Genomic DNA, 22286 nt, shown 5'->3' with positions numbered 1-22286 from the left:
CGGCTAAGAAGAAGAAAATGCCGGCAGTCGGTCGGAGAGGATATCATGGCGAAGCAGCTCGAACATTTTCCTAACCTGGTCACAATGTTCCTGACCCGCGCCAGGGAAAAGCGCGATCGGCCGTTCCTTTGGAGGAAGATAGAAGGGCAATGGCAATCGATCAGCTATGCCGAGGCGGCGCGCCAGGTCGCCACGTTGGCTGACAGCCTGAAACGCATCGGCCTCAAGCCTGGCGACCGCGTGATGCTGGTCAGTGAGAACCGGCCGGAATGGCTGATCGCCGACCTCGGCATCATGGCCGCGGGCTGCATCACTGTTCCAACCTACACCACCAACACTACCCGCGATCACCAGCACATCCTCGCCAATTCCGAAGCCAGTGCGGTAATCGTTTCGACCCAAAAGCTGGCGCGGACCCTTGTCCCGGCGGTGCTGTTCGCATCCGAGTGCAAGCACATCATCTCGATCGATGATATCATCACTGGCCAATCGCCCGACGTCGCGACCTTTCATCATTGGAAGGACCTGATCTCGGGCGGCTCGGACATCGGCGCGCTCGAAAACCGCATGGCCGAGGTCAAGCGCGGCGACCTCGCCTGCATCATCTACACCAGCGGCACGGGCGGTGCTCCGCGAGGAGTGATGCAGCACCACGGAATGATCCTGCAGAATGTCGAAGGCTGCATCGACGTCATCGCCAATGATTTCGGCTGGGACGACGAAGTCTTCCTTTCCTTCCTGCCGGCCAGCCACGCCTATGAACATTCCGGCGGACAGCATTTCCCCGTCGCGTTGGGCGGGCAGATTTATTACGCGGAAAGCCTGGAGAAGCTTGCCGCCAATATTGAGGAGGTCAGGCCGACGATCATGGTCGTCGTCCCCCGCCTCTTCGAAATGCTGCGCGCCAAGATCATGAAACAGGTTGAAAAGGACGGCGGCGTTCCCGCTTACCTGATGAGCCGCGCCCTATCGATCGAAGGCAAGCGCTATGCCGGAAAGTCGGTGCCGTGGGACTTGCCGATGAACGGCATTTTGTCGCTCACCTTGCGGCGAAAGGTGCGCGGAAAATTCGGCGGGCGAATGAAGGCGATGGTGTCGGGCGGTGCGCCGCTCAATCCCGACGTCGGCCTCTTCTTCCAGGCAATGGGACTGCCGATGCTCCAAGGCTACGGCCAGACCGAGGCTGGACCGGTTATCAGCTGCAATCGGCCGAGCGCGGGTATCCGCATGGAGACGGTCGGGCCTCCGCTCAGGAACACCGAGGTGCGCATCGCTACCGACGGCGAGATCATGGTCCGCGGCGAAGGAGTGATGAAAGGCTATTGGCGCAACCCCGACGAAAGCGCGCGGGTGCTCCAGGATGGCTGGCTGGCGACCGGCGATGTCGGTCACTTGGACGGCAATGGGCGGATCGTCATCACCGATCGCAAGAAGGATCTGATCGTCAACGACAAGGGCGACAACGTCTCTCCCCAGCGGGTTGAGGGGATGCTGACGCTGCAGCCGGAAATCCTCCAGGCGATGGTTTATGGCGACCGCCAGCCGCACCTTGTCGCCTTGCTCGTCCCTGACCCTGAAGAGATGAAACGGTTCAATGGCGATCAGGCGGCGATCACCAAGGCGATCTCTAAGGCGGTGGATAGGGTCAACGCCGATTTATCGGTCATAGAAAAGGTGCGTCGCTTCATCCTCGCCGATGAACCATTTACGGTCGAGAACGATCAACTGACCCCGTCGATGAAGATCCGCCGCCACATCATCCGGACGAACTATGGCGAGCGATTGGACGCCTTGTACAAGCGCTAGGCCTTAGTTGGATTTGGTGTAGGGTATGAATGGGCTGAACACGCAGGACCCGCCCGCCATTCCCGTATGAGTGTCAACAAGGCGATTGATGTCCCCGCTGCATAATTGGGTAGTGCCAAACTGGCGGGTGACCAGAGTATAGATGCCGCCCCCCAAGCCGTTACAACCCCCGCGCGGATTCTGGACGTAAACGGTATCTCCGTCGCGGAACAGGATGGTTTTGTCGTCGATGATATCCATGTCGTTCGTGCGCCAGTGCGGTAGGCAATTGACGGGGGCACCAGGCGTGCGGCCGGCCAATGCCTCATCCAATTCTTTTTGCGCCTTGGGGCTGTGTACTGCCTGATCTGGCGTGGTGGCGCATGAGCCGAGCAAAGCGGCACTACCAACAGCGACGAGAATAGAAGTCCTAAAGTTCACGACGCCTCTCCTTGGGCAATTTCCAGCGACCCGGTTTCAACCCGCCTTCCGATAGGGAACGAAGGGGCCAAATATGCAGCTGCCTGCAAAGATACCGGATACGGGGTCGACGACCTCGCCGATGTCGCCTTCGCAATATCGCGTGGAGCCTACCTGGCGCTTGACCAGCGCATAGCGGCTGTTGCCGAGACTGGGGCATCCGCCCTTCGGCTTTTGGACGTAAACCGTGTCCCCTTCGCGGAACAGGATGGTCGTATCGTCAATCACGTTCATCTGCGCACGTCCGCGCAGGTTGGCGATGCAAGGGACAGGTTCTCCCCGCGTGCGGCCTTTAAGCGCGTGGGCGATCTTCTGCGTGGCCTCGGGGCTTGGCGATTCCTTTGCCGGAAGGGGCGAAATGGACATGGCAGTGGCCATACCGCCGAGCAAAAACCAGGTGGAGATTCGAAGCTTCATCGCGACTCTCCTCGTTTGTTTCGCCAGTATAACGCACCAGCCTGAACTTAGGCCGAACGATAATCGTCCTTCGCGCGGCGCAAATCCGCGAATTGTTCGACGGTGCGGGCAAGCAGGAAGGGGTTGGTCGCCCGCTCAGCCGCAACCGTCGTTGGCACGGTCGGCCGATTTGCCGCCCGCTCCTGCTCTATATGACGGAGCCGATCGGATATTTCCTTGCTTTCGGGGAAAGCGTGGGCGGCAAAATGGGCGTTGGCGAGCGTATATTCGTGGGCGCAGTAGAGCCGGGTTTCCGGCGGAAGCTCGGCAAGGCGATGCAGCGAGACATGCATCTGCTCCGCGCTGCCTTCGAACAGGCGGCCGCAGCCCATAGCGAACATCGTGTCGCCGACGAACGCCACTGCATCGTCGCTGAAAATATAGGCGATGTGGCCGACCGTGTGGCCGGGCACTTCCCATACTTCCGCCTCATGTGAGCCAATTCGGATGCGGTCGCCTTCGCCAATCGCCTTGTCGAGCCCTGGAACCCGGCCGTTCTCGCCGGCCGGGCCAATGATCGTCGCTCCCGTCACCTGTTTGATCGCGAGGTTCCCACCGGTGTGATCCCCGTGCCAGTGGGTGTTGAGAATGGTAGTGATGCGCCAGCCGCGCCTGTCGGCCTCGGCAAGGACGGGGGCCGGGTCGCCGGGATCGATCACCGCAGTCTCGCCGCTGTCCTCGTCGTGAACCAGCCAGAGATAATTGTCGGCGAAGGCCGGAACAGCAACAATTTCGAGTGCAGAAGACATTACCAATTCCCCGTATTAGGCATCGACGCCCAGGGTTCGGCGGGCTCGAGATGGCCCTTTTGCAGCAACTCGATCGAAATTCCATCGGGCGACCGCACGAATGCCATGTGGCCGTCGCGGGGCGGCCGGTTGATGGTCACGCCGCCGTCCATCAACCGCTGGCAGGTGGCGTAGATGTCATCGACCCGAAACGCCAGGTGGCCGAAATTCCGGCCACCCTGATAGCCTGACTCATCCCAATTGTGGGTGAGTTCGACCTCGCCTCCGTCGTCGCCGGGAACGCCCATGAAGATCAGCGTATATTTGCCCTCGGGCACATCGATCCGCCGCCGTTCCTCAAGCCCATGCAGTTGAAAGAATGCAACATTGGCTTCGGGATCGGAAACTCGAAGCATGGAATGGAGAAATTTCACTTCGGCTATACTCCGTTCATCGCTATATATGCACGGTTCGTCGACGGTCGTGACCGGCAATCGTGCCGGTGGCCGTCAATCGAGACGACGAACCGAGAGAGTCGTTCCATGTTCGAGCGATTTCAAGGTGACCGCGCCGCCTTATTGGGCGCGGTGGGCATTTTCTCCGTGGCAATGGTGGGTAGCGGTTATTTGCTCGGCGACGGGTTGCGCCGTGCGAAAATGGCCGACCGGTCGGTCAGCGTGCGCGGCGTGTCGGAGCGCGACGTGGTTGCCGACCTCGCTACCTGGAACATCAGCTTTTCAGAGGAGGGCGACACGCTGGCCCCTGTGCAGCAAACCGTGGAACGCCAGGCATCGGCGGTGCGGCAATTCTTCCGCCAGGCCGGTTTCAAGCCTGACGAAATCCGCGACACCGGGATCAGCGTCAGCCAGCGTTATGACGAGGACCGCAAATCCGATCGAGTGACGGTCAGCCGATCGTTGCAGCTGAAGAGCCGTAGCGTGATGGAAGTGCAGGCCGCCTACGCACGCCAGGCCGAGTTGATTCGCGCCGGCGTACCGATGAGCTCCAGCGACGTCGTCTACAGCTTCACCAAGCTCAACAGCATCAAGCCGGCAATGATCGCCGAGGCGAACCAAGCGGCGCGTCGCAATGCCGAGCAGTTCGCGAAGGATAGCGGTGCCGGCGTCGGCGCGATCAAGAACGCGAGCCAGGGCTATTTCTCGGTCGGTCCGCGCGATGGAGATAGCGACGAGGAAGGCGGATCGGGCGGGTCCGGATCGCCCTTCCAGAAGGTCAGGGTAGTGACGACCGTCGATTACGATATCGACGCCGGCTGATCCTAGTCGCCCTTGCCGCCCTCACCATCGCCATCGGGCCTGGTCGCGACCTGGTTGGTGACGGTGAGCGGCGCGTCGGTCATGCTGAGTGCCTCGCGCGCCGCTTTTCCGGCTGGGCCCTTGGGGTCGGCAGCCATGGTTTTCGTCCAGTAATCGCGCGCCTGGGCGTCTTCGCCCGCGGCCTTGGCGACATGGCCAGCCTCGAACAGCACCTCGGGCGAATCCGGGGCCATGGCGAGCGCCCGGTTGATGGCTGATTTGGCGGTGGGAATATCGTCCTCGCGGATGGCAAGCGCCGCGGAAAAGAACCACAGGTAGGGATCTTCGCTGATCGTCTTCGCGGCCTCGGTCACCTTGGCGCGGGCGGTCTCTAAATCGCCCTGCGCTTCTGCTGCCCGGGCGCGATCGAGCAGCGCCAAACCATGCTGTTCCGCCTGTAGACCGGTACCGGCCAGCGCCTTGTCCAGGTCCAGCGCTGCCTTGCCCGGCTGGCCTGCCGCGATCCACAAATTGCCGGCAGCCGCTAATGCCTGGTCGCGCCGGACGGGATTGCTCTCCGCCAACTTGGTCGCAGCCTGTTCGAACAGCGCTGCGCCATCGGCAAAACGGCCCTGCTTGTTGGCCTCGATGGCCCGGCACAGCTGGCTGTCGACATCTTCCGATACGGGGCAATCGATGATGTCCGCCTTGGGGTAAGGCAGTGCAGGCTGCGCCGACGGTCCGGCGATCATTGCCGCGGCAAGTAAAAGAATCATGCAATTCGCTCCGCAAGGCCATGGAGCTCGACCAGGATCGCGTGGATCTCGTGCGGCTCGCTCAGGCGATGGCCGGCACCTTTGACCAGTCGAAGCTGGACATCGGATGAACGCAGGTCGGCCATCAGCTTGATCGGAACGCCCATCGGCACTTCCGTATCCTGCTCGCCGTGCACCAGCCGGATCGGGATGGTGAGGTCGATCGGACTGTACAGTAGCCGGTGTGCAGATCCGGATTCCCAGAAGCCAAGCCAGGTCACCGACGGCTCCGGGCCATAGGGATTGGGGCGCTCGAGCTTGCCATCGCGGCGCATCGTGTCAACTTCCTCCTGGACGAAGCCCCAATCGGTAAAGTCGGGCGCGGTGGCGATACCGAGCAGCGCCTTCACCCGCTGGGGGCGCTGCATCGCCGCGTGAAGCGCAAGCCAGCCGCCCATCGACGATCCCGCGATGATCAACGGCCCTTCGCTAAGCAGGTCGATAGCGGCCAGCACTTCTTGCAGCCAGCGACCGAGCGTACCGTCGGCGAAATCGCCGCCACTCGATCCCGTGCCGGAATAGTCGAGCCGTAGGCAGCCGAGCTTGCGAGTCGCGCAATAGGCGTCGATCGACTCTGCCTTGGCCCCCTCCATGTCGGATGCGTATCCGGGCAGGAACAGCACGGTAGGATGGTCAGCTTCGGGCTGGCGGAAGCGATAGGCGATGCGCCGACCGTCGCCGGGATCGAAATAGGCGAGCTGGGTGGGGATGATTTCTGGGACTTGCATGCCGCCTCCCTAGCGTCCTGCGCCGGGAAGGGAAGCGGTTGAGAGAGCAGGGAGTCCCCGCTAGAGGCCTTCCCATGTCCGAGATGTTCAAGATCAAGCTGCCCGACGGTTCCGTGCGCGAAATGCCCGAGGGTTCGACTCCGGCCGACGTTGCCGCCGCGATCGGCCCAGGCCTCGCCAAGGCCGCGTTGGCGGCGAAGATCGACGGGGAGTTGCGCGACCTCAATCGCCCGTTCGAAGGTGATTCTAACCTGGCGCTGGTTACCTCCAGGGACGAGAAGGATGCGCTCGAACTGGTCCGGCACGACTTCGCCCATGTCCTCGCCGAGGCGGTGCAGAAGCTTTATCCCGGCACACAGATTACGTTCGGCCCGGCGACGGACGACGGCTTCTATTATGATTTCGCTCCTGCGCCCGATCGCGGACCGTTTACCGACGAGGACCTGCCGGCGATCGAAGAGAAGATGCGGCGGATCATTGCCGCCGACGAGCCGCTGATCCGCGAAGTGTGGCGGCGCGAGGATGTCCGCGCGCTGTTCGAACGCCAAGGCGAGCGGTTCAAGGCGGAATGGGTGATGGAGCTGCCTGAGGGCGAGCCGATCACCATGTACCGGTCGGGCCAGGGCGAAAATGCCTGGATCGACCTTTGCCGAGGGCCGCACCTCGCTTCGACCGGCAAGCTCGATCCGCAGGCATTCAAGCTGACCCATGTGTCGGGGGCCTATTGGCGCGGCGACCAGAATAATCCGATGCTCTCGCGCATTTACGGCACCGCCTGGCTCAACAAGAAGCAATTGGCCGAACATCTTGTCCGGCTCGAGGAAGCGGCCAAGCGCGACCATCGCAAGATCGGGCGGGAGATGGACCTGTTCCACCTCCAGGCCGAAGCTCATGGCAGCATATTCTGGCACCCGAACGGTTTCGTCATTTGGCGCCAGCTCGAGGCCTATATGCGGCGCAAGCTCGACGCCGCCGGCTACAACGAGATCAAGACCCCGCAGCTGATGGACGCAAGGCTGTGGGAGCAGTCCGGCCATTGGGGCAAGTATCGCGAGAATATGTTCGTCGTTCCCGACGAGGTTCCCAATACCGAGGAGGAAGGCCCGGTCATCAGCGGGACGGGCGACTGGATGGCTTTGAAGCCCATGAACTGCCCGGCCCACGTCCAGGTATTCAAGCAGGGCATCACTTCCTACCGCGAATTGCCGCTCCGGCTGGCGGAGTTTGGCTGCTGCCATCGTAACGAGCCGCATGGCGCGCTCCACGGCATCATGCGGGTTCGCCAATTTACCCAGGACGATGCCCATATCTTCTGCCGCGAAGATCAGCTGGTCGAAGAAGTCAGGCTGTTCTGCGACCTGCTCGACGGCATCTACAAGGATCTCGGCTTCGACGGCTATGCCATCAAGCTCGCGCTCCGGCCGGACAAAAGGTTCGGCAGCGACAAGATGTGGGACTGGGCCGAGCAGGGGCTGCGCGATGCGGTGGCGGCGACCGGCCGCGCCACGCCGGAGTTCGGCTGGCAAGAACTTCCGGGCGAAGGCGCCTTTTATGCGCCCAAGCTCGAATTTCACCTGACCGACGCCATCGGACGGACCTGGCAGTGCGGGACCCTACAGACCGATACGGTGCTGCCCGAGCGGCTGGACGCGACCTATATCGGCGAAGACGGCCAGCGGCACCGGCCGGTCATGCTCCACCGCGCGATCCTTGGCACGTTCGAGCGGTTCATCGGCATCCTGATCGAGCACCATGCCGGCAAATTCCCGCTTTGGCTGGCGCCGGTGCAGGCGGTGGTCGCGACCATCGTGTCCGACGCGGATGATTATGCGAAGATAGCGGTAGCCAAGCTTGAGGCTGCCGGCCTGCGTGTCGAGGCCGACCTTCGCAATGAGAAGATCAATTACAAGGTCCGCGAACACTCGTTGGCCAAGGTTCCGCTGCTCCTCGTCGTCGGCAAGCGCGAAGCGGAGGAAGGCACCGTCGCCGTCCGCCGGCTCGGCTCCGACGAACATCAGAAGGTAATCGGCCTCGACGAGGCGGTCGCCCTGTTCGCCGCCGAAGCCGTCCCGCCGGACCTGAAACGTTGATCTTCGGGGCCACGCCGGCTCGTCGCATAGCGAAAATCGGGCGGTTGAGGCCGCTTGCCCTTTTCATTGGGGCGCGAAAGCCCTAACTCGCGCACTTAACCAACGACTCTAGGAGACGCAGCTATACCACCGCCCAATCCGCGCCGCTCTATGGCGCCGCCGACGATGACCGGCCCTCGCTACAATCAGTTCATCCAGGCACCCAAGGTGCGCGTGATCGACGAAAATGGCGAAAATCTGGGCGTGATGTATACGCGCGAAGCTTTTGAACAGGCGCAGGAAGTGGGCCTCGACCTGGTCGAGATCAGCCCCGGTGCCGATCCCCCCGTCGCCAAGTTCCTGGACATCGGCCGCTTCAAATATGAAGCGCAGAAAAAGGCCAACGAGCAGCGCAAGCGCCAGAAGACGCAAGAGATCAAAGAGATCAAGATGCGTCCGAACATCGACGACCACGATTATCAGGTGAAAATGCGCAAGGTCTTCGAATTCCTCGAGGAAGGCGACAAGGTGAAGCTCACCCTGCGCTTCCGCGGGCGCGAAATGGCCCATAACCAGCTTGGCATGGCCGTGCTCCAGCGGGTCGCCGAAGACACCGCCGAAAAGGCCAAGATCGAGCAGCATCCGCGCATGGAAGGCCGGCAGATGCTGATGGTGATTGCGCCAAAGTAACGACGTGAACCCCTCAGGTTAAAACAGGCGCGGCTTGCCCCTACGGCAGCCGCGCCTTTTTCATGTTGCGCTGCGACATGTGACATTTCTGTCGCAAGTGGGCTGCATTTGATGCCCAAACCGGGCCGCTCGCTTTGCAGTCGCCCCCCACTCGACTAATCCTATCCCAAACAAAATAAGTCTGAACGGGGAGGAAATATGATGCGCAAGTCGATGTGGCTGCTCTCGGCTGGCCTGGCGGCGATTTCGATGCCGGCCTATGCGCAAGACCAAGCGCCCGACACCGCCCAGCAGGACACCGGAGCGGTCGATGCCGCCGCGGTTGACCAGCAAACGGCCGACACCCGGGCCCAGGGCGACACCAGCGAAATCGTGGTCACCGCCACGCGCCGCAACGAGGCGCTGTCGGATGTTCCCCTCGCCGTATCCGCAGTTACTGCCGAAACCCTTCAGAATTCAGGCGCCAGCGACATTCGCCAGCTGACCCAGGTCAGCCCGTCGCTGCTGGTCTCTTCGACTTCATCGGAAGCCGGCGCCGGCGTTGCTCGTATTCGCGGCATCGGTACGGTGGGCGACAACCCCGGCCTGGAAAGCTCGGTCGCGGTATTCATCGATGGCGTCTATCGCTCGCGTACGAGCGTCGGCCTGACCGAGCTCGGCGCGCTCGATAGGATTGAAGTTCTGCGCGGACCGCAGGGCACGTTGTTCGGGCGCAACGCCTCGGCGGGCCTGATCTCGATCATCACCGCCAAGCCGAAGTTCAGGACCGAGGTCGGCGGCGAATTGACGGTTGGCAATTATGACCTGCGGCGCGCTGAGGCTTACGCCACGGGCGGGCTCAGCGACACGGTCGCGGCGCGCATCGACGGCGTGTGGATGAAGCGCGACGGCTTCCTTGAGGACGATATCTCCGGCCGTGACGTCAACAACCGCGACCGCTGGCTACTTCGCGGCCAACTTTTGTTCGAACCGTCGAGCGACCTGTCGTTCCGGCTGGTTGCCGATTACTCCAAGCGCAACGAGGAATGCTGCGCTGCGCCCTTCCTCCCCGCGCATGATTTTACGGCGGCGGGGGATCAGCCGTCGACCATCGCGACGATTGAGCGCGCCCTGGGGGCGATCATCAACGATGATCCGTTTGACCGCGACGTGTCGATCACTCCCGGCCGCAACTACCGGTCGGACGTCAAGGATTATGGCCTCTCGGGCGAGCTAGTCTACGACATGGGCTGGGCCGAGCTGACCTCGATCAGCGCCTATCGCTACAACAAATATATCCGCGGCCAGGACGCCGACTTCAATAATCTCGACATCCTGTTCCGGGATGACGACGGCGGCGCTTTCAACCGTTTCAAGACGTTCACCCAGGAACTCCGCCTGCAGGGCGAAGCGTTCGGGGGCAAGCTCGACTGGCTGGTCGGCGGCTACTACGCCAATGAAAAGCTCGCCGTCGATGACAACCTCCAATATGGCCAGGATTATTCGCGCTATGCGAACTGCCTTGCCGGGGCGAGCTTCGGAGTTGCAGGGCTCCTTGCTCCTGGCGTTTCGCCGACATGCTTCAATCCGCTAGTCGCTCAGGGTGTCCGCGACACCCCCGTGGCTGGGCTAGTTGCGCAATATAACGCAGCCGTTGCGGCGAACCAGTTTACGCTGGCAGCCAATCTCGCGAGCCAGATTACGGCGCTCGGAGCGTTCGCAAGGCTCAACAACACAGGCCTTCCTGCCGGTATTCCGCCGGTCAACTTCAGCGGCGCGCCGTTCGGAAACAGTGGCTTTACCAACCTTGCCATCGCCCTTGGCGGACCGGCTTTCATCGGCAGCACGCTCAACGGCGCGTCGCTTGATGACTCATATCGGCAGACGAGCAACAACTGGGCGCTCTTCACGCACAATATCTTCGACATCACCGACACCATCAGCCTGACCGTCGGCGCCCGCTACACGCATGAGCGCAAGAAGCTTAAGGCTGACTTTAGCGATAACAACGTCCTCTGCACCGTGCTGTCCGGCACGAGCCTGCAGCAGCTTCCGTGCGTCATTCCGAGTGCACCCGGCGGCAGCTTCGAAATTGATGACAGCAAGTCTGAAGGCAAGGTTTCGGGAACTGCAGTGCTGAGCTGGAAGCCCACGGAAGAGCTGCTGACCTACATCAGCTACTCGCGCGGGTATAAGGCTGGCGGGTTCAACCTTGACCGCTCGGCACTTTGGCGGGCGGTTGCGGTGCCGACGACGGTTCCGGCGACGCCTCCGACAACGGTCTTCACCAATCCACCTTTGTCGGGCAGTGGCGCCATCTGCCTCAGCGCCGCGCAGAAGGGATGCCAGGGCGTTGTCGCATCCGGTGCAGATCTGGAATTCAAGCCGGAGATCAACGACGCGTTCGAACTTGGGCTGAAATATAATGGCCGCGGCCTCGACGTGAACGTGGCTGTGTTCCGCCAACTGTTCCGCGACTTCCAGCTGAACACGTTCAACGGCCTCAATTTCGTCGTCGAGAACATCAATGCCTGCAAGGACGACCTTGATGGTGCTGATGAGGACAACAATTCTTCGACGGGTGCATGCTCGGGCGGCACGAAAGCCGGCGTCAAGAGCCGCGGTGTCGAGATCGAGGTGTTCACGCGGCCAATGGCCAACCTCAGCTGGAATGCCGGCTTGGTCTACGCCAACACCCGCTACCGGAACAATCTGGTCGGGGCGAATGGCCGGGCGCTGACCAACGCCTTGTTCCAGTTGCCGGGCCGTCGCCTGTCCAACTCCAATGAATGGACCGCGACCAGCGCCATCACCTGGACTCCTCCAATCGGTGGAAGCGGCCTGCGCGGCCTGGTTTATGCCGACGTTCGGCACATGAGCCAGTTCAACACCGGTTCGGATCTCGACATCGAAAAGACCCAGGACGGGTTCACCACCTTCAACGCCCGTATCGGCCTGCGCGGGGCAAACGATGTTTGGGCGGTCGAGCTGTGGGCGCAGAACCTGTTTGACAAGAACTTCATGCAGGTGGCGTTCGACGCTCCGGTACAGGGATCGGGCACTCAGCGCGGCGTAGAGGCGGGCTTCTACCCCCGTTCGACCCAGCTGTTCGGCGCCTTCCTCGGCGAACCGCGGACCTTTGGACTGACGCTGCGTGGCAAGTTCGCGCCGCCGCCGCCCGCTCCGGAGCTTCCGCCGCCCCCGCCGCCGCCTCCGCCGCCCCCGCCGGCGACGCAGACCTGCTCGGACGGCTCGGTGATCCTGGCGACGGATAGCTGCCCGCCGCCGCCTCCGCCTCCGCCTCCGCCACCGCCTCCGCCGGAGCCGGAGCGCGGCTAAGGCTTGGGGTTCCGCAATTGGAAAGGGCCTCGCCATCCGGCGGGGCCCTTTTTGTTTGTCGGGACTATTCGGCGCTTGCTACCACCAGAAGGCCGCGCCGCAGTTCGTTCGCTTCATCGTCTGACAGCTTCCGCCCAGTCCCTGACGTAAGATAGAAAACGTCGACCGCTCGCTCGCCATATGTCGCGATATGCGCCGAATGGAGCTGGTGGCCCGCTACATGGATGACATTGGCAAGCCTTGCCAGGAGCCCGGGCCTGTCACGGGCGTTGACTTCGACAATCGTGGTTCGAGAAGACGCCTTGTCGGAGATCAGCACGCGCGGAGCGACGGCGAAGGCGCGTTCCCGGATCGGAAGATGCTCGGACTTGGGGAGCGGCGGCTCAGCCGAAGAGCGCAGGGCTTTCTCGACAGCGGCTGCCAGGCGTTTGCGCAATCGCGCGTCTTCATACGCCTTGCCGCGCCCGTCGGTGACCAGCAGATTGTCGAGCGCCATGCCGTCACGCGTGGTGTGAATCCGCGCATCGACAATTGATGCGCCCGCTCCGCTCAGCGCCGCCGCGATCCGATAAAAGAGGCCGGGGCGATCGGGAGCAAAGACCGAGATCCGCGTAGTGCCCGACACTGGGTCGGGCTGTGCCACGACCGAAGGCTCGGGATCTCCAAAATGCGTCTCGGCGGCGGCGACCTGGAGCGCATTGGCTAGTTGCCATTCATGGGGCTCGGCCAGCCAATAACTGTCCGGCAGCCGGCGGACATGGGCCCGTGCGGCCGATGCCTTCCAGGGCAGGGCATCGGTCAGCTCTTTCTGGCGTGCCGAAACCTGCTCCGTCCTGCCACGCTGCTTGTGTCCCAGCCGCAATCGTTCTTCGGCCGCGTCGAACAGGGATCGCAGCAACCGCCGCTTCCAGTCGGTCCAGGTGCTCGGGCCGACAGCTCGAATGTCGACAACGGTAAGCATCAGGAGCAGCCGGAGCCGCTCCGGGCTTTGCACCTTGGCGACGAAATCCTCGACCGTCTTGGGGTCCGTCAGGTCGCGGCGAAAGGCGGTGTTGGACAGGAGCAGGTGATTTCGGACCAGCCAGGCCACGGTCTCACTTTCTGCCTCATCGAGCCCGAACCGCGGGCATAGCTCCATCGCCACGTCGGCGCCGAGCTCGCTATGATCGCCGCCGCGACCCTTGGCGATGTCGTGCAACAGCACCGCGACATATAGCACGCGGCGCGACGCAATCTGGCGGAACAGCGCGGTCGACAGCGGATGATCCTCCGCTAGCTCGCCTCGCTCGATCCGCGACAACAGCCCGATCGCGCGGATCGAATGCTCGTCCACCGTATAATGATGATACATGTCGAACTGCATCTGGGCGACGACACGACCGAAGTCGGGAACGAACCGGCCGAACACTCCGGCCTCATTCATCCAGCGAAGAGAGAGGTCCGGCTTCTCTGGGGCGGTCAGAACATCCAGGAAGTAGGCGTTGGCGCGGGGATCGTCGCGGACCTGGTCGACCAGGCGCGCATCGCGCGACGCGGATCGCATGGCGACGGGATGGATTTCCATGCCCTCTCGCGCAGCCAGCGCGAACAGTTCGACCAGTCGCGACGGATCGTCTGCGAACCAGCGATCATTGGGAATCGACAGCCGGCCCCGGTCGATCGTGAAACCATCGAGCCGCTTGGGCCGCCGCCGAAATGTTGGAAGCGCGAAACGGCGCCCGCGCTCGCCCATCTGCTCGTCCAGTTGCGCAAGGAACAGCCCGGTGAGGTCGCCAACCGTCTTCGCGTTCAGGAAGTAGAATTGCATGAAGCGCTCGACCGCCGACTTGCCCGGCCTGTCGGCGTAACGCATCGCCGCAGCGATCTGGCGCTGCATGTCGAAGCCCAGCCGCTCTTCCGCCCTGCCTGCCGCAAGGTGCAGGTGACAGCGCACCGACCAGAAGAAGCGCTCGGCGCGCTCAAAGCGCCGGAACTCGGCGGCGCTGAATAGACCCTTGTCGACCAGCTCGGCAGGGCTTTCGACGCCGAACACATATTGGCCGATCCAGTAAAGCGTGTGGAGGTCGCGGAGACCGCCTTTGCCGTCTTTGACGTTGGGTTCGACCACGTAACGGCTGTCGCCCATTCGGCGGTGGCGCTCGTCACGCTCGGCAAGCTTGGCGGCGACATAGTCGCGCGCGGTGCTGGCAACCACCTCGGCGCGGAAACGGCGCATCGCATCAAGGTGAAGTTGTTCGTCTCCCCACAGCCAACGGCCCTCAAGCAGCGCGGTGCGGATGGTCATGTCGCCCCTCGCTGCGGCGACCACCTCGTCGATCGTTCGTACCGACTGGCCGACCTTCAGCTTCAGGTCCCACAATATGTACAGCAGCGCCTCGATAGCCTGGCCGCACCAGGCGGACCCGGGACTTGCGACAAGGAACATCAGATCGAGGTCGCTGTAAGGCGCCATCTCGCCCCGCCCGGTGCCGCCGAGCCCCACGATGGAAATCCGGTCCATTTCGGCATTGGTTGGCCGCGGATGAAGTCGCTGGACGACCAAGTCGTATGCAAGGCGGACGATCTGGTCGGCCAGGAAGGCGTAGGAGGCGGCGATTACGCGGCCGCGCCCAGGCTCGGCAGCCAGGCGGCCGGCAATTTCGGCGCGTCCGGCGTCTAATGCGGCGCGGAGCACCACGGTCGCCTCGCTGCGCAGCATGGCATCGGGCAGCGCGCTCAGCTGCTCGCCAACGGCGCGGCGATCGATGATCGCCCGCCGGTCGTCGATCAACGCAAAGCGCGGTGGCTGTTTCATCAGCCGTCGGCAGCGAGCCGCTTCAGCGCGTAGAGCGCCTCAAGCGCTTCGCGCGGCGTAAGCGCGTCGGGTTCAAGCGCCGTCAGCGCCTCGACCAGCGGATCGATGATGGGCGCCTCGACCTGCTGGCTGGCAAACAGTGGCAGGTCATCGAGACCTGCCGCGATCCCGCCGGTCGCATCGCGGCCAGCCTCCAGCTTGGCGAGAACCGACTTGGCCCGGGCAAGGACTAGCGGCGGCAGGCCGGCCAGCTTGGCAACCGCGATGCCATAGCTGCGGTCGGCCGGACCGTCGCCAACCTCGTGAAGAAGGACAAGATCGCCTTTCCATTCGCGCGCACGGACATGGTGCAGCGACAGGGCTTCGAGCCGGTCGGCGAGGCGGGTCAGCTCATGATAGTGCGTCGCGAACAATGTTCGCGATTTGACCTGGTCATGCATCGCCTCGACCACCGCCCAGGCGATGGCAAGGCCATCATAGGTGGAAGTTCCGCGACCGATCTCATCCAGAATGACCAGGCTATTGCTAGTGCCTTGTGCAAGGATCGCAGCAGTCTCGACCATTTCGACCATGAAGGTCGATCTGCCGCGGGCAAGATCGTCGGCCGCACCGACCCGACTGAACAACCGATCGACGATGCCGATCTTGGCCCGCGCTGCCGGGACATAGCTGCCGGCCTGGGCGAGCAGTGCGGCAATCGCCACCTGGCGGAGAAATGTCGACTTGCCGCCCATGTTCGGCCCGGTGATCAGCCACAGCCGGTCATTGAGCCCCAAAGTGCAATCGTTGGCGACAAACCGTTCGCCTTCTTGCGCGAGCGCTTCTTCGACCACGGGGTGACGCGCCGCGTCCAGTTCAAGACAGGGTTGCTCGGTCAACTGCGGCAAGCACCAGCCGCCTTCGGCTGCGCGGGTCGCATTGCCGGCAGCGACGTCGATCCGGGCAATGGCATCGGCGGTTGCGGCAATGCGCGAGGCGGAGGCCACCGTGAGAACCGTCAGCTCCTCGAAATGGGCTGCCTCGGCGGCCAGGGCGTGCGCCCCCGCCTCCACCACCCGACTTGCTTCGGCATGGAGGTCGGGTGAGTTGAAGCGGACGACACCGGCCAGCGTCTGACGATGGGTAAAGCCCGAATCGGGAGCCATCAGCCGGTCGGCGTGCCGCGCGCTGACCTCGATGTGATAGCCCAGCACGGCGTTGTGGCGGATTTTCAAGGCCGCGACCCCGGTCGCCTCGCGATAGCGCGCCTCAAGTGCGGCGATGGCGCGGCGGCCGTCGCTGCTCGCGGAGCGAAGCGCGTCCAGTGCGGCATCATAGCCCTCTGCGATGTAGCCGCCCTTTGAGGCGTCTAACGGTGGCGATTCGACCAGGGCGGCACCCAGGCAGTCGGTGAGCGCCGAATGGCCGGCAAGGTTGGGCAGCAGGGCGACAAGCAGGTCGGGGAGATCCGGCTCGGCCTCCAATTCGGCTTTGAGCGAGGCGCTGGCCCGAAGCCCATCACGCAGTAGAGCAAGGTCGCGTGGCGAGCCGCGACCGGCGACAAGGCGACCCAGCGCACGACCGATATCCGGCATGGCCTTCAGCGCATTTCGGGTTCGTGTCCGGCGGATCGGCTCTTCGTGCAGCCATTGTACCAACGCCAGCCTTGCCTCGATCGCGCGGACATCGGTTAGCGGTGCGGACAGATCTGCGGCGAGCAGGCGGCGGCCGGGGGCGGTGACGCAGCGGTCGATACAAGCCAGCAAGCTTCCCGCAATGGTGCCGATTTGGGTCCGGCAAATTTCCAGGCTGTCGCGGGTCGCCGGGTCGATCGCCATATGCTCGGCCCGGGCGATCCGGCGCGGCGCCGCAAGAAAGGCCGCCGCATTCTTCTGCGTGGCGTCGAGATATGCCAGCAGTCCGCCGGCCGCGGCGAGCTCCGCCCTGCCGGGTGCGCCGAACCCGTCCAGCGTCGCGATGCCGAACCGCTCCTTCAGCGCCCGCTCGCCGGCATGGCTATCGAATCCGCCCTTGCCCGGGACGGTGGGGATGGCCGGCACCTTGTCAGCCGCGATGACCTCGGCGGGCGACAGGCGCGCCAACTCGGCCTGAAGCTCGCCGGGGCCGCAGGCGACCAGCTCGAACCGTCCGGTCGATATGTCGGCGGCGGCGATCGCCCATTCCTCGCCTGCCCGGGCAACGGCTGCGAGCCAGTTGGCGCTGCCTGAATCGAGCAGCGTTTCCTCGGTCAGCGTTCCGGGCGTGACCAGGCGGATGATCGCGCGCTCGACCAGTGCCTTCGATCCGCGCGCCTTTCGCGCCTCGGCGGGGCTCTCCACCTGTTCGGCGATGGCCACACGGTGGCCGGCCCGGATCAGGCGGGCGAGATAGCTTTCGGCGGCATGGACGGGAACGCCGCACATCGGCACTGCCTCACCGCCGTCCGATCCGCGCTTGGTTAGCGCGATATCGAGGCAGGCGGCAGCCGCCTTGGCGTCGTCTAAGAACAGTTCGAAGAAGTCGCCCATCCGATAAAAGAGCAGCGCATCGCCGGCCTCGGACTTGAGGCGGTGATATTGCGCCATCATCGGCGTCTGCTGAGGAGTGTCGCTGCGAGCCATTCTGCCAAGTCGTAGCGGCAAAGAGTGCGCCAAGCGAGGGTGACTCTTTGCGCAAAACGTCGTTAAAGCCCTCTGTAACAGGAGAGAGAATGAGCGAGAGCAACGTCAAGTTCACGCGCGACGAGGCGCTGGATTTCCACAGTCGCGGTAGGCCCGGCAAGATCGAGATCATTGCCTCCAAGCCAATGGCGACTCAGCGCGACCTGAGCCTCGCTTACTCCCCTGGCGTGGCGGTCCCGGTCGAGGAGATCGCCGCCGATCCCGGTAAGGCATATGACCTCACGGCCAAGGGCAATCTCGTCGCCGTCATCTCCAACGGCACCGCTATCCTTGGCCTCGGCAATCTCGGCGCGCTTGCCGCCAAGCCGGTGATGGAAGGCAAGGCGGTGCTGTTCAAGCGCTTCGCCGACGTGGATTCGATCGACATCGAAGTCGACACCGCCGACCCGCAGCGCTTCATCGAAGCGGTCGAACTGCTCGGCCCAAGCTTCGGCGGGATCAACCTGGAAGACATTGCCGCACCCGAATGCTTCCTGATCGAACAGGCGCTGAAGGAGCGAATGAACATACCGGTGTTCCACGATGACCAGCATGGCACCGCGATCATCACCGCTGCCGGCCTGATCAACGCCTGTTACCTGACTGATCGAAAGTTCAGCGACATTCGCGTCGTGGTCAACGGCGCCGGTTCGGCAGCCATTGCCTGTACCGAACTCATCAAGGCGATGGGGGTGCGCGGCGACCATGTCATCATGTGCGACCGCAAGGGCGTGATCCATAAGGGCCGGACCGACCTCGACCAGTTCAAGTCGGCCCATGCGGTCGAAACCGACCGGCGAACCTTGCACGAGGCGCTGAACGGCGCCGACGTGTTCCTGGGCCTGTCGGCCGGGGGTGCGCTGAAGGCCGAATGGGTGATGGAGATGGCGCCAAGCCCAATCATTTTCGCCATGGCCAACCCGGACCCGGAGATTACGCCGCCCGAAGCGAAGAAGGCGCGGCCCGACGCGATCATTGCGACCGGCCGGTCGGACTATCCCAACCAGGTCAACAATGTCCTCGGCTTCCCCTTCATCTTTCGCGGCGCGCTCGACGTGCGGGCGACCGGGATCAATGAGGAGATGAAGATTGCCGCCGCCAATGCGCTGGCCGAACTGGCCCGGGAGCCGGTGCCTGAGGAAGTGGCGGCCGCTTATGGCGGTGTCAGCCATCGCTTCGGCCCCGACTATATCATCCCGGCCCCGTTCGACCCGCGGCTGATTGAGATCGTGCCCCTCGCCGTCGCCAAGGCGGCAATGGACAGCGGCGTCGCGCAAAAGCCGATCGCCGATATCGACGATTATCGACGAACGTTGCGGGCGCGGCTGAACCCGACTGCATCGGTGCTGAGCCTTGCCTATGAAACGGCCAAGGCCAATCCCAAACGGGTGTTGTTCGCCGAGGGGGAGGAGCCGAATGTGCTCCGCGCCGCAATCGCCTTCAAGGAAGGCGGCTATGGCACGCCGGTGCTGGTCGGACGCGAGGCTGTCTACGACATGCTGGCTGAACTCGGAGTGGACGATCCCAAGAGCTATGAGGTGCTCAACAGCCGCAATTCGCCGCTGGTCGGCCGGGCGGTCGATTATATCTACGCCAAGCACCAGCGCCACGGGCTCCTCCGCCGCGCGGTCGAGCGAATGGTCAATCAGGACCGCAATACCTTCACCGCGGCAATGCTCGCCTTGGGCGAAGGCGACGCGATGATCACCGGCACCACCCGCCCCTTCAGCCAGTCGCTCAACCAGGTCCGGTGGGTGATCGATGATGAAGACGGGCCGATTCCGTTTGGAATCCACGTCATCGCGGCGCGCGGCGGCCGGACCGTGCTGATCGCCGATACGGCGGTAACCGAGCGCCCGACTGCCGAGCAGCTGGCGGGCATCGCCATAAGATCGGCGGCCTTTGCCCGGCGGATGGGGCAGGAACCCCGCGTTGCTTTCATCAGCTACACCACTTTCGGCAATCCCCCTGGCCGGCACATCGAGGAGCTGCGTGACGCGGTAAAGCTGCTCGACACGCTTCAGACCGACTTCGAATATGAAGGGGAGATGGGCCCCGACGTCGCGCTCAACCATGAGATGCAGGCCAAATATTACCCCTTCACTCGATTGACCGGCCCGGCCAACATCCTGGTCATGCCCGGACTCCAGTCGGCCAACATCTCGTCGAAGCTGGTGAGGGCGCTGGGCGGCGAAATCGCGCTCGGACCATATCTGATGGGCATGTCGCTTCCGGTGCAGATCGCGCCGATGACGGCGACCACGTCGGACCTTGTGACACTTGCGGTGCTTGCGGGCGGGGGCGCGGACGCCATCCGCAAAGTGCCTTCGCGGCGGGCGAAAGCCTAGATTCGCTCGACCTGGCTAACGCCGTCGGCAGCGCGGAGTGCAGCGATCAGGCTGTGGAGGTGGGCCAGGTCATGGACTTCCACGTCGACGTGGAAGGTGTGGAAGCTGCCGTCGCGGTGCGCGAGCACCAAGTTGACGATATTGGCCCCCTTGGCGCCCATGATGCTGGCCATTTCGCCCAACGCGCCAGCAATATCGCGCAGGATCACCACCAGGCGGGCCGTTCCGCCATCCGATTTGTCGCCCCACGCCAGGTCCAGCCAATCGGCGTCGACCCCGCTGGCGAGCTTGTCGCAGCCGATGACATGGACTTCGATGCCTTCGTCCTCGCGCCTCAGGCCCACGATGCGGTCGCCAGGGATAGGGTGGCAGCAGCTGGCAAGATCGTAGGCAACGCCGGGAGTCAGCCCCTTGATCGAGATGGCGGTGCGCTGGCCTAACGGACGAGTAGCGACGTCGCCGCCGGCGGAACCGGGCATCAGCGCTTCCATCAATTCGAAGTCGGAGATGGAGCGGCGCGCGATCTTGATCATCAGCGCGTCGCTGTCCTCGACCTTCAATGTCTTCACCGCGCGCTTCAGCGCATCGGCGCCAAGCGGGGCGGGAAGCCGTGCGACAATCTCGTCATAGATTTTGCGGCCGAGTTCGATCGTTTCGTCGCGTTCCTTGTGGCGAACGAAGCGGCGGATGCCGGCGCGGGCCTTGCCGGTGACTACGAAGCGCAGCCAGCTGGGCTGCGGATGCTGGGCTTCGGAAGCGAGGATTTCGACCTGGTCGCCATTGTCGAGAAGCGTGCGAAGCGGGACCACCCGGCCGTTGACCTTGGCGCCGACCGTCTGGTCGCCAAGGTCGGTGTGGACGGCATAAGCGAAGTCGACCGGGGTCGCCCCTTTCGGCAACTGGATCAGCTCGCCGCGCGGGGTGAAGGCGAAGATGCGGTCCTGGTACATCGCCATTCGGGTGTGCTCGAGCAGCTCCTCGGGACTACCGGCATGGTCGAGGATTTCGACCAGGTCGGAGATCCAGGGCACCTTGGTCTCGTCGCTGGGGCGACCCTCCTTGTAAGCCCAATGCGCCGCCAGCCCGCGTTCGGCCTGGGCGTGCATGTCCTTGTCGCGGATCTGGATTTCGATGCGTGACTTGGAATCGTGGATGACCGTTGTGTGGAGCGATCGGTAACCGTTGCGCTTGGGGGTCGAGATATAATCCTTGTAGCGCCCCGGAACCATCGGCCAGCGCTGGTGGATCAACCCAAGCGCCTGGTAACATTCGTCGGGGCTTCCGACGATGACTCGAAAGGCCATTACGTCGGACAATTGCTCGAAGCTGATGTGCCGCTCGGCCATCTTCTTCCATATCGAATATGGATGCTTTTCGCGCCCGGTGACCTCTGCTTCCAGCCCGTGGTCAGCGAGGTGTAGCTGCAGGCCTAGTCCGATCCGGTTGACCAGGTCTCCGCCAGCCTCGTGAAGCTGCTGCAGTCGCCGGGTGATCGATGCATAGGCGTCCGGCTCCAGCTGTTTGAAAGCCAGGCCCTGCATCTCGTTCATGATCTCATACATGCCGATCCGCTCAGCGAGCGGCGCGTAGATATCCATCGTCTCCTTGGCGATGCGGCGGCGCTTTTCCTCCGACTTAATGTGATGGAGGGTGCGCATGTTGTGCAGCCGGTCGGCAAGTTTCACCAGCAGCACTCGGATGTCGTCGCTCAGCGCAAGAAGGAACTTGCGCAGATTTTCCGCGGCCCGCTCATTTTCCGACTGCGCCTCGATCTTGCTGAGCTTCGTGACCCCGTCGACCAAGCGCGCAACGTTGGCGCCGAACAATTTCTCGATCTGCTCGGGAGTCGCGACCGTGTCCTCGATCGTATCGTGGAGGATGGCCGTGACGATGGTTTCATCGTCCAGCTTCAGGTCGGTGAGGATGCCCGCAACTTCGATCGGGTGGGAAAAATAAGGGTCGCCCGAGGCGCGGACCTGGGCGCCATGTGCCTTTAACGAGAAGACGTAGGCGCGGTTGATCAGCGCCTCGTCGGCGTCGGGATCATAGGCCCGGATCTTCTCGACCAGTTCATACTGTCTCAGCACCTGGCCAGTGTGGGGAGCGCACCCACTGTTCGCAAGCGCGAAAAAAAGGGCCAGCCCGGCGATGCTGCCAAGCCGGCCCTCGAAGGAGTCGCG

General features: G+C 63.3%; 15 protein-coding genes. 6 read left to right on the top strand and 9 right to left on the bottom strand.

Features of this window, described 5'->3' with window-relative positions:
* Positions 1-45: 45 nt before the first annotated feature.
* Positions 46-1806, top strand: coding sequence for an AMP-dependent synthetase/ligase (locus LVY65_RS06760; protein WP_235067261.1), 1761 nt, complete (start codon positions 46-48; stop codon positions 1804-1806).
* Between the two features lie 3 nt (positions 1807-1809).
* Here the strand turns inward: LVY65_RS06760 and LVY65_RS06755 are convergent, their stop codons facing one another.
* Genes LVY65_RS06755 through LVY65_RS06740 form a run of 4 tightly spaced genes read right to left on the bottom strand, consistent with a single transcriptional unit; the run spans position 1810 to position 3883 of the window.
* The gene (locus LVY65_RS06755; protein ID WP_235067260.1) at positions 1810-2226 is read right to left on the bottom strand and encodes a hypothetical protein; all 417 of its coding nucleotides are present in this window, start codon (positions 2224-2226) and stop codon (positions 1810-1812) included.
* A 36-nt stretch (positions 2227-2262) separates the two neighbouring features.
* Positions 2263-2682, bottom strand: a complete 420-nt coding sequence (locus tag LVY65_RS06750) for a hypothetical protein (protein ID WP_235067259.1) — start codon at positions 2680-2682, stop codon at positions 2263-2265.
* 47 nt (positions 2683-2729) lie between these two features.
* The gene (gene gloB, locus LVY65_RS06745) at positions 2730-3470 is read right to left on the bottom strand and encodes a hydroxyacylglutathione hydrolase (protein ID WP_235067258.1); all 741 of its coding nucleotides are present in this window, start codon (positions 3468-3470) and stop codon (positions 2730-2732) included.
* The gene (locus tag LVY65_RS06740) at positions 3470-3883 is read right to left on the bottom strand and encodes a VOC family protein (RefSeq protein WP_235067257.1); all 414 of its coding nucleotides are present in this window, start codon (positions 3881-3883) and stop codon (positions 3470-3472) included. Before LVY65_RS06740 ends, gloB begins: the two co-directional genes overlap by 1 nt.
* 108 nt (positions 3884-3991) lie before the next feature.
* On the opposite strand from LVY65_RS06740, the gene LVY65_RS06735 reads away from it, so the two are divergent.
* Positions 3992-4726, top strand: a complete 735-nt coding sequence (locus LVY65_RS06735; protein ID WP_235067256.1) for an SIMPL domain-containing protein — start codon at positions 3992-3994, stop codon at positions 4724-4726.
* 2 nt (positions 4727-4728) lie between these two features.
* On the opposite strand, the gene LVY65_RS06730 is transcribed toward LVY65_RS06735, so the two are convergent.
* Positions 4729-5481 carry a tetratricopeptide repeat protein gene (locus LVY65_RS06730; protein ID WP_235067255.1) on the bottom strand — a complete coding sequence of 251 codons (753 nt, stop codon included), beginning with the start codon at positions 5479-5481 and terminating at the stop codon, positions 4729-4731.
* Positions 5478-6248: an alpha/beta hydrolase gene (locus LVY65_RS06725; protein ID WP_235067254.1), complete on the bottom strand. Its 771-nt coding sequence runs from the start codon at positions 6246-6248 to the stop codon at positions 5478-5480. The genes LVY65_RS06730 and LVY65_RS06725 overlap by 4 nt, the downstream gene beginning before the upstream one ends.
* Positions 6249-6322: 74 nt before the next feature.
* On the opposite strand from LVY65_RS06725, the gene thrS reads away from it, so the two are divergent.
* The 3 genes from thrS (at position 6323) to LVY65_RS06710 (ending at position 12325) form a co-directional block, all read left to right on the top strand.
* Positions 6323-8338 carry a threonine--tRNA ligase gene (thrS, locus tag LVY65_RS06720; RefSeq protein WP_235067253.1) on the top strand — a complete coding sequence of 672 codons (2016 nt, stop codon included), beginning with the start codon at positions 6323-6325 and terminating at the stop codon, positions 8336-8338.
* Positions 8339-8503: 165 nt separating this feature from the next.
* Positions 8504-9007, top strand: a complete 504-nt coding sequence (gene infC, locus LVY65_RS06715) for a translation initiation factor IF-3 (protein WP_235067252.1) — start codon at positions 8504-8506, stop codon at positions 9005-9007.
* Positions 9008-9205: 198 nt separating this feature from the next.
* Positions 9206-12325 (top strand): TonB-dependent receptor, encoded by a 3120-nt coding sequence (locus LVY65_RS06710; protein ID WP_268828675.1) that lies wholly within the window; start codon positions 9206-9208, stop codon positions 12323-12325.
* Between the two features lie 64 nt (positions 12326-12389).
* On the opposite strand, the gene LVY65_RS06700 is transcribed toward LVY65_RS06710, so the two are convergent.
* Positions 12390-15119 (bottom strand): [protein-PII] uridylyltransferase, encoded by a 2730-nt coding sequence (locus tag LVY65_RS06700; RefSeq protein WP_235067251.1) that lies wholly within the window; start codon positions 15117-15119, stop codon positions 12390-12392.
* Positions 15119-17719, bottom strand: coding sequence for a DNA mismatch repair protein MutS (gene mutS, locus LVY65_RS06695; protein ID WP_235067250.1), 2601 nt, complete (start codon positions 17717-17719; stop codon positions 15119-15121). Before mutS ends, LVY65_RS06700 begins: the two co-directional genes overlap by 1 nt.
* A gap of 89 nt (positions 17720-17808) precedes the next feature.
* Here mutS and LVY65_RS06690 point away from each other — a divergent pair, with 89 nt between their 5' ends.
* Complete coding sequence (locus tag LVY65_RS06690; protein ID WP_235067249.1) at positions 17809-20106, top strand: NADP-dependent malic enzyme; 2298 nt, start codon at positions 17809-17811, stop codon at positions 20104-20106.
* Here the strand turns inward: LVY65_RS06690 and LVY65_RS06685 are convergent.
* Entirely contained in the window at positions 20103-22193 is a 2091-nt protein-coding gene (locus tag LVY65_RS06685; protein WP_235067248.1) for a RelA/SpoT family protein, read from the bottom strand. The genes LVY65_RS06690 and LVY65_RS06685 overlap by 4 nt on opposite strands.
* Positions 22194-22286 lie beyond the last annotated feature (93 nt).

This window comes from Sphingomonas cremea (assembly GCF_021502585.1).
In the GTDB taxonomy this organism is placed as follows: domain Bacteria; phylum Pseudomonadota; class Alphaproteobacteria; order Sphingomonadales; family Sphingomonadaceae; genus Sphingomicrobium; species Sphingomicrobium cremea.
This window is presented reverse-complemented; position numbering and strand designations above follow the sequence as displayed.

Excerpts from the sequence above, each read along its gene's own strand:
- LVY65_RS06760 (WP_235067261.1), top strand. The coding sequence starts at position 46 with ATGGCGAAGCAGCTCGAACATTTTCCTAACCTGGTCACAATGTTCCTG.
- LVY65_RS06750 (WP_235067259.1), bottom strand. The coding sequence starts at position 2,682 with ATGAAGCTTCGAATCTCCACCTGGTTTTTGCTCGGCGGTATGGCCACT.
- gloB (WP_235067258.1), bottom strand. The coding sequence starts at position 3,470 with ATGTCTTCTGCACTCGAAATTGTTGCTGTTCCGGCCTTCGCCGACAAT.
- LVY65_RS06735 (WP_235067256.1), top strand. The coding sequence starts at position 3,992 with ATGTTCGAGCGATTTCAAGGTGACCGCGCCGCCTTATTGGGCGCGGTG.
- LVY65_RS06730 (WP_235067255.1), bottom strand. The coding sequence starts at position 5,481 with ATGATTCTTTTACTTGCCGCGGCAATGATCGCCGGACCGTCGGCGCAG.
- LVY65_RS06725 (WP_235067254.1), bottom strand. The coding sequence starts at position 6,248 with ATGCAAGTCCCAGAAATCATCCCCACCCAGCTCGCCTATTTCGATCCC.
- thrS (WP_235067253.1), top strand. The coding sequence starts at position 6,323 with ATGTCCGAGATGTTCAAGATCAAGCTGCCCGACGGTTCCGTGCGCGAA.
- infC (WP_235067252.1), top strand. The coding sequence starts at position 8,504 with ATGACCGGCCCTCGCTACAATCAGTTCATCCAGGCACCCAAGGTGCGC.
- LVY65_RS06710 (WP_268828675.1), top strand. The coding sequence starts at position 9,206 with ATGATGCGCAAGTCGATGTGGCTGCTCTCGGCTGGCCTGGCGGCGATT.
- LVY65_RS06700 (WP_235067251.1), bottom strand. The coding sequence starts at position 15,119 with ATGAAACAGCCACCGCGCTTTGCGTTGATCGACGACCGGCGGGCGATC.
- mutS (WP_235067250.1), bottom strand. The coding sequence starts at position 17,719 with ATGGCTCGCAGCGACACTCCTCAGCAGACGCCGATGATGGCGCAATAT.
- LVY65_RS06690 (WP_235067249.1), top strand. The coding sequence starts at position 17,809 with ATGAGCGAGAGCAACGTCAAGTTCACGCGCGACGAGGCGCTGGATTTC.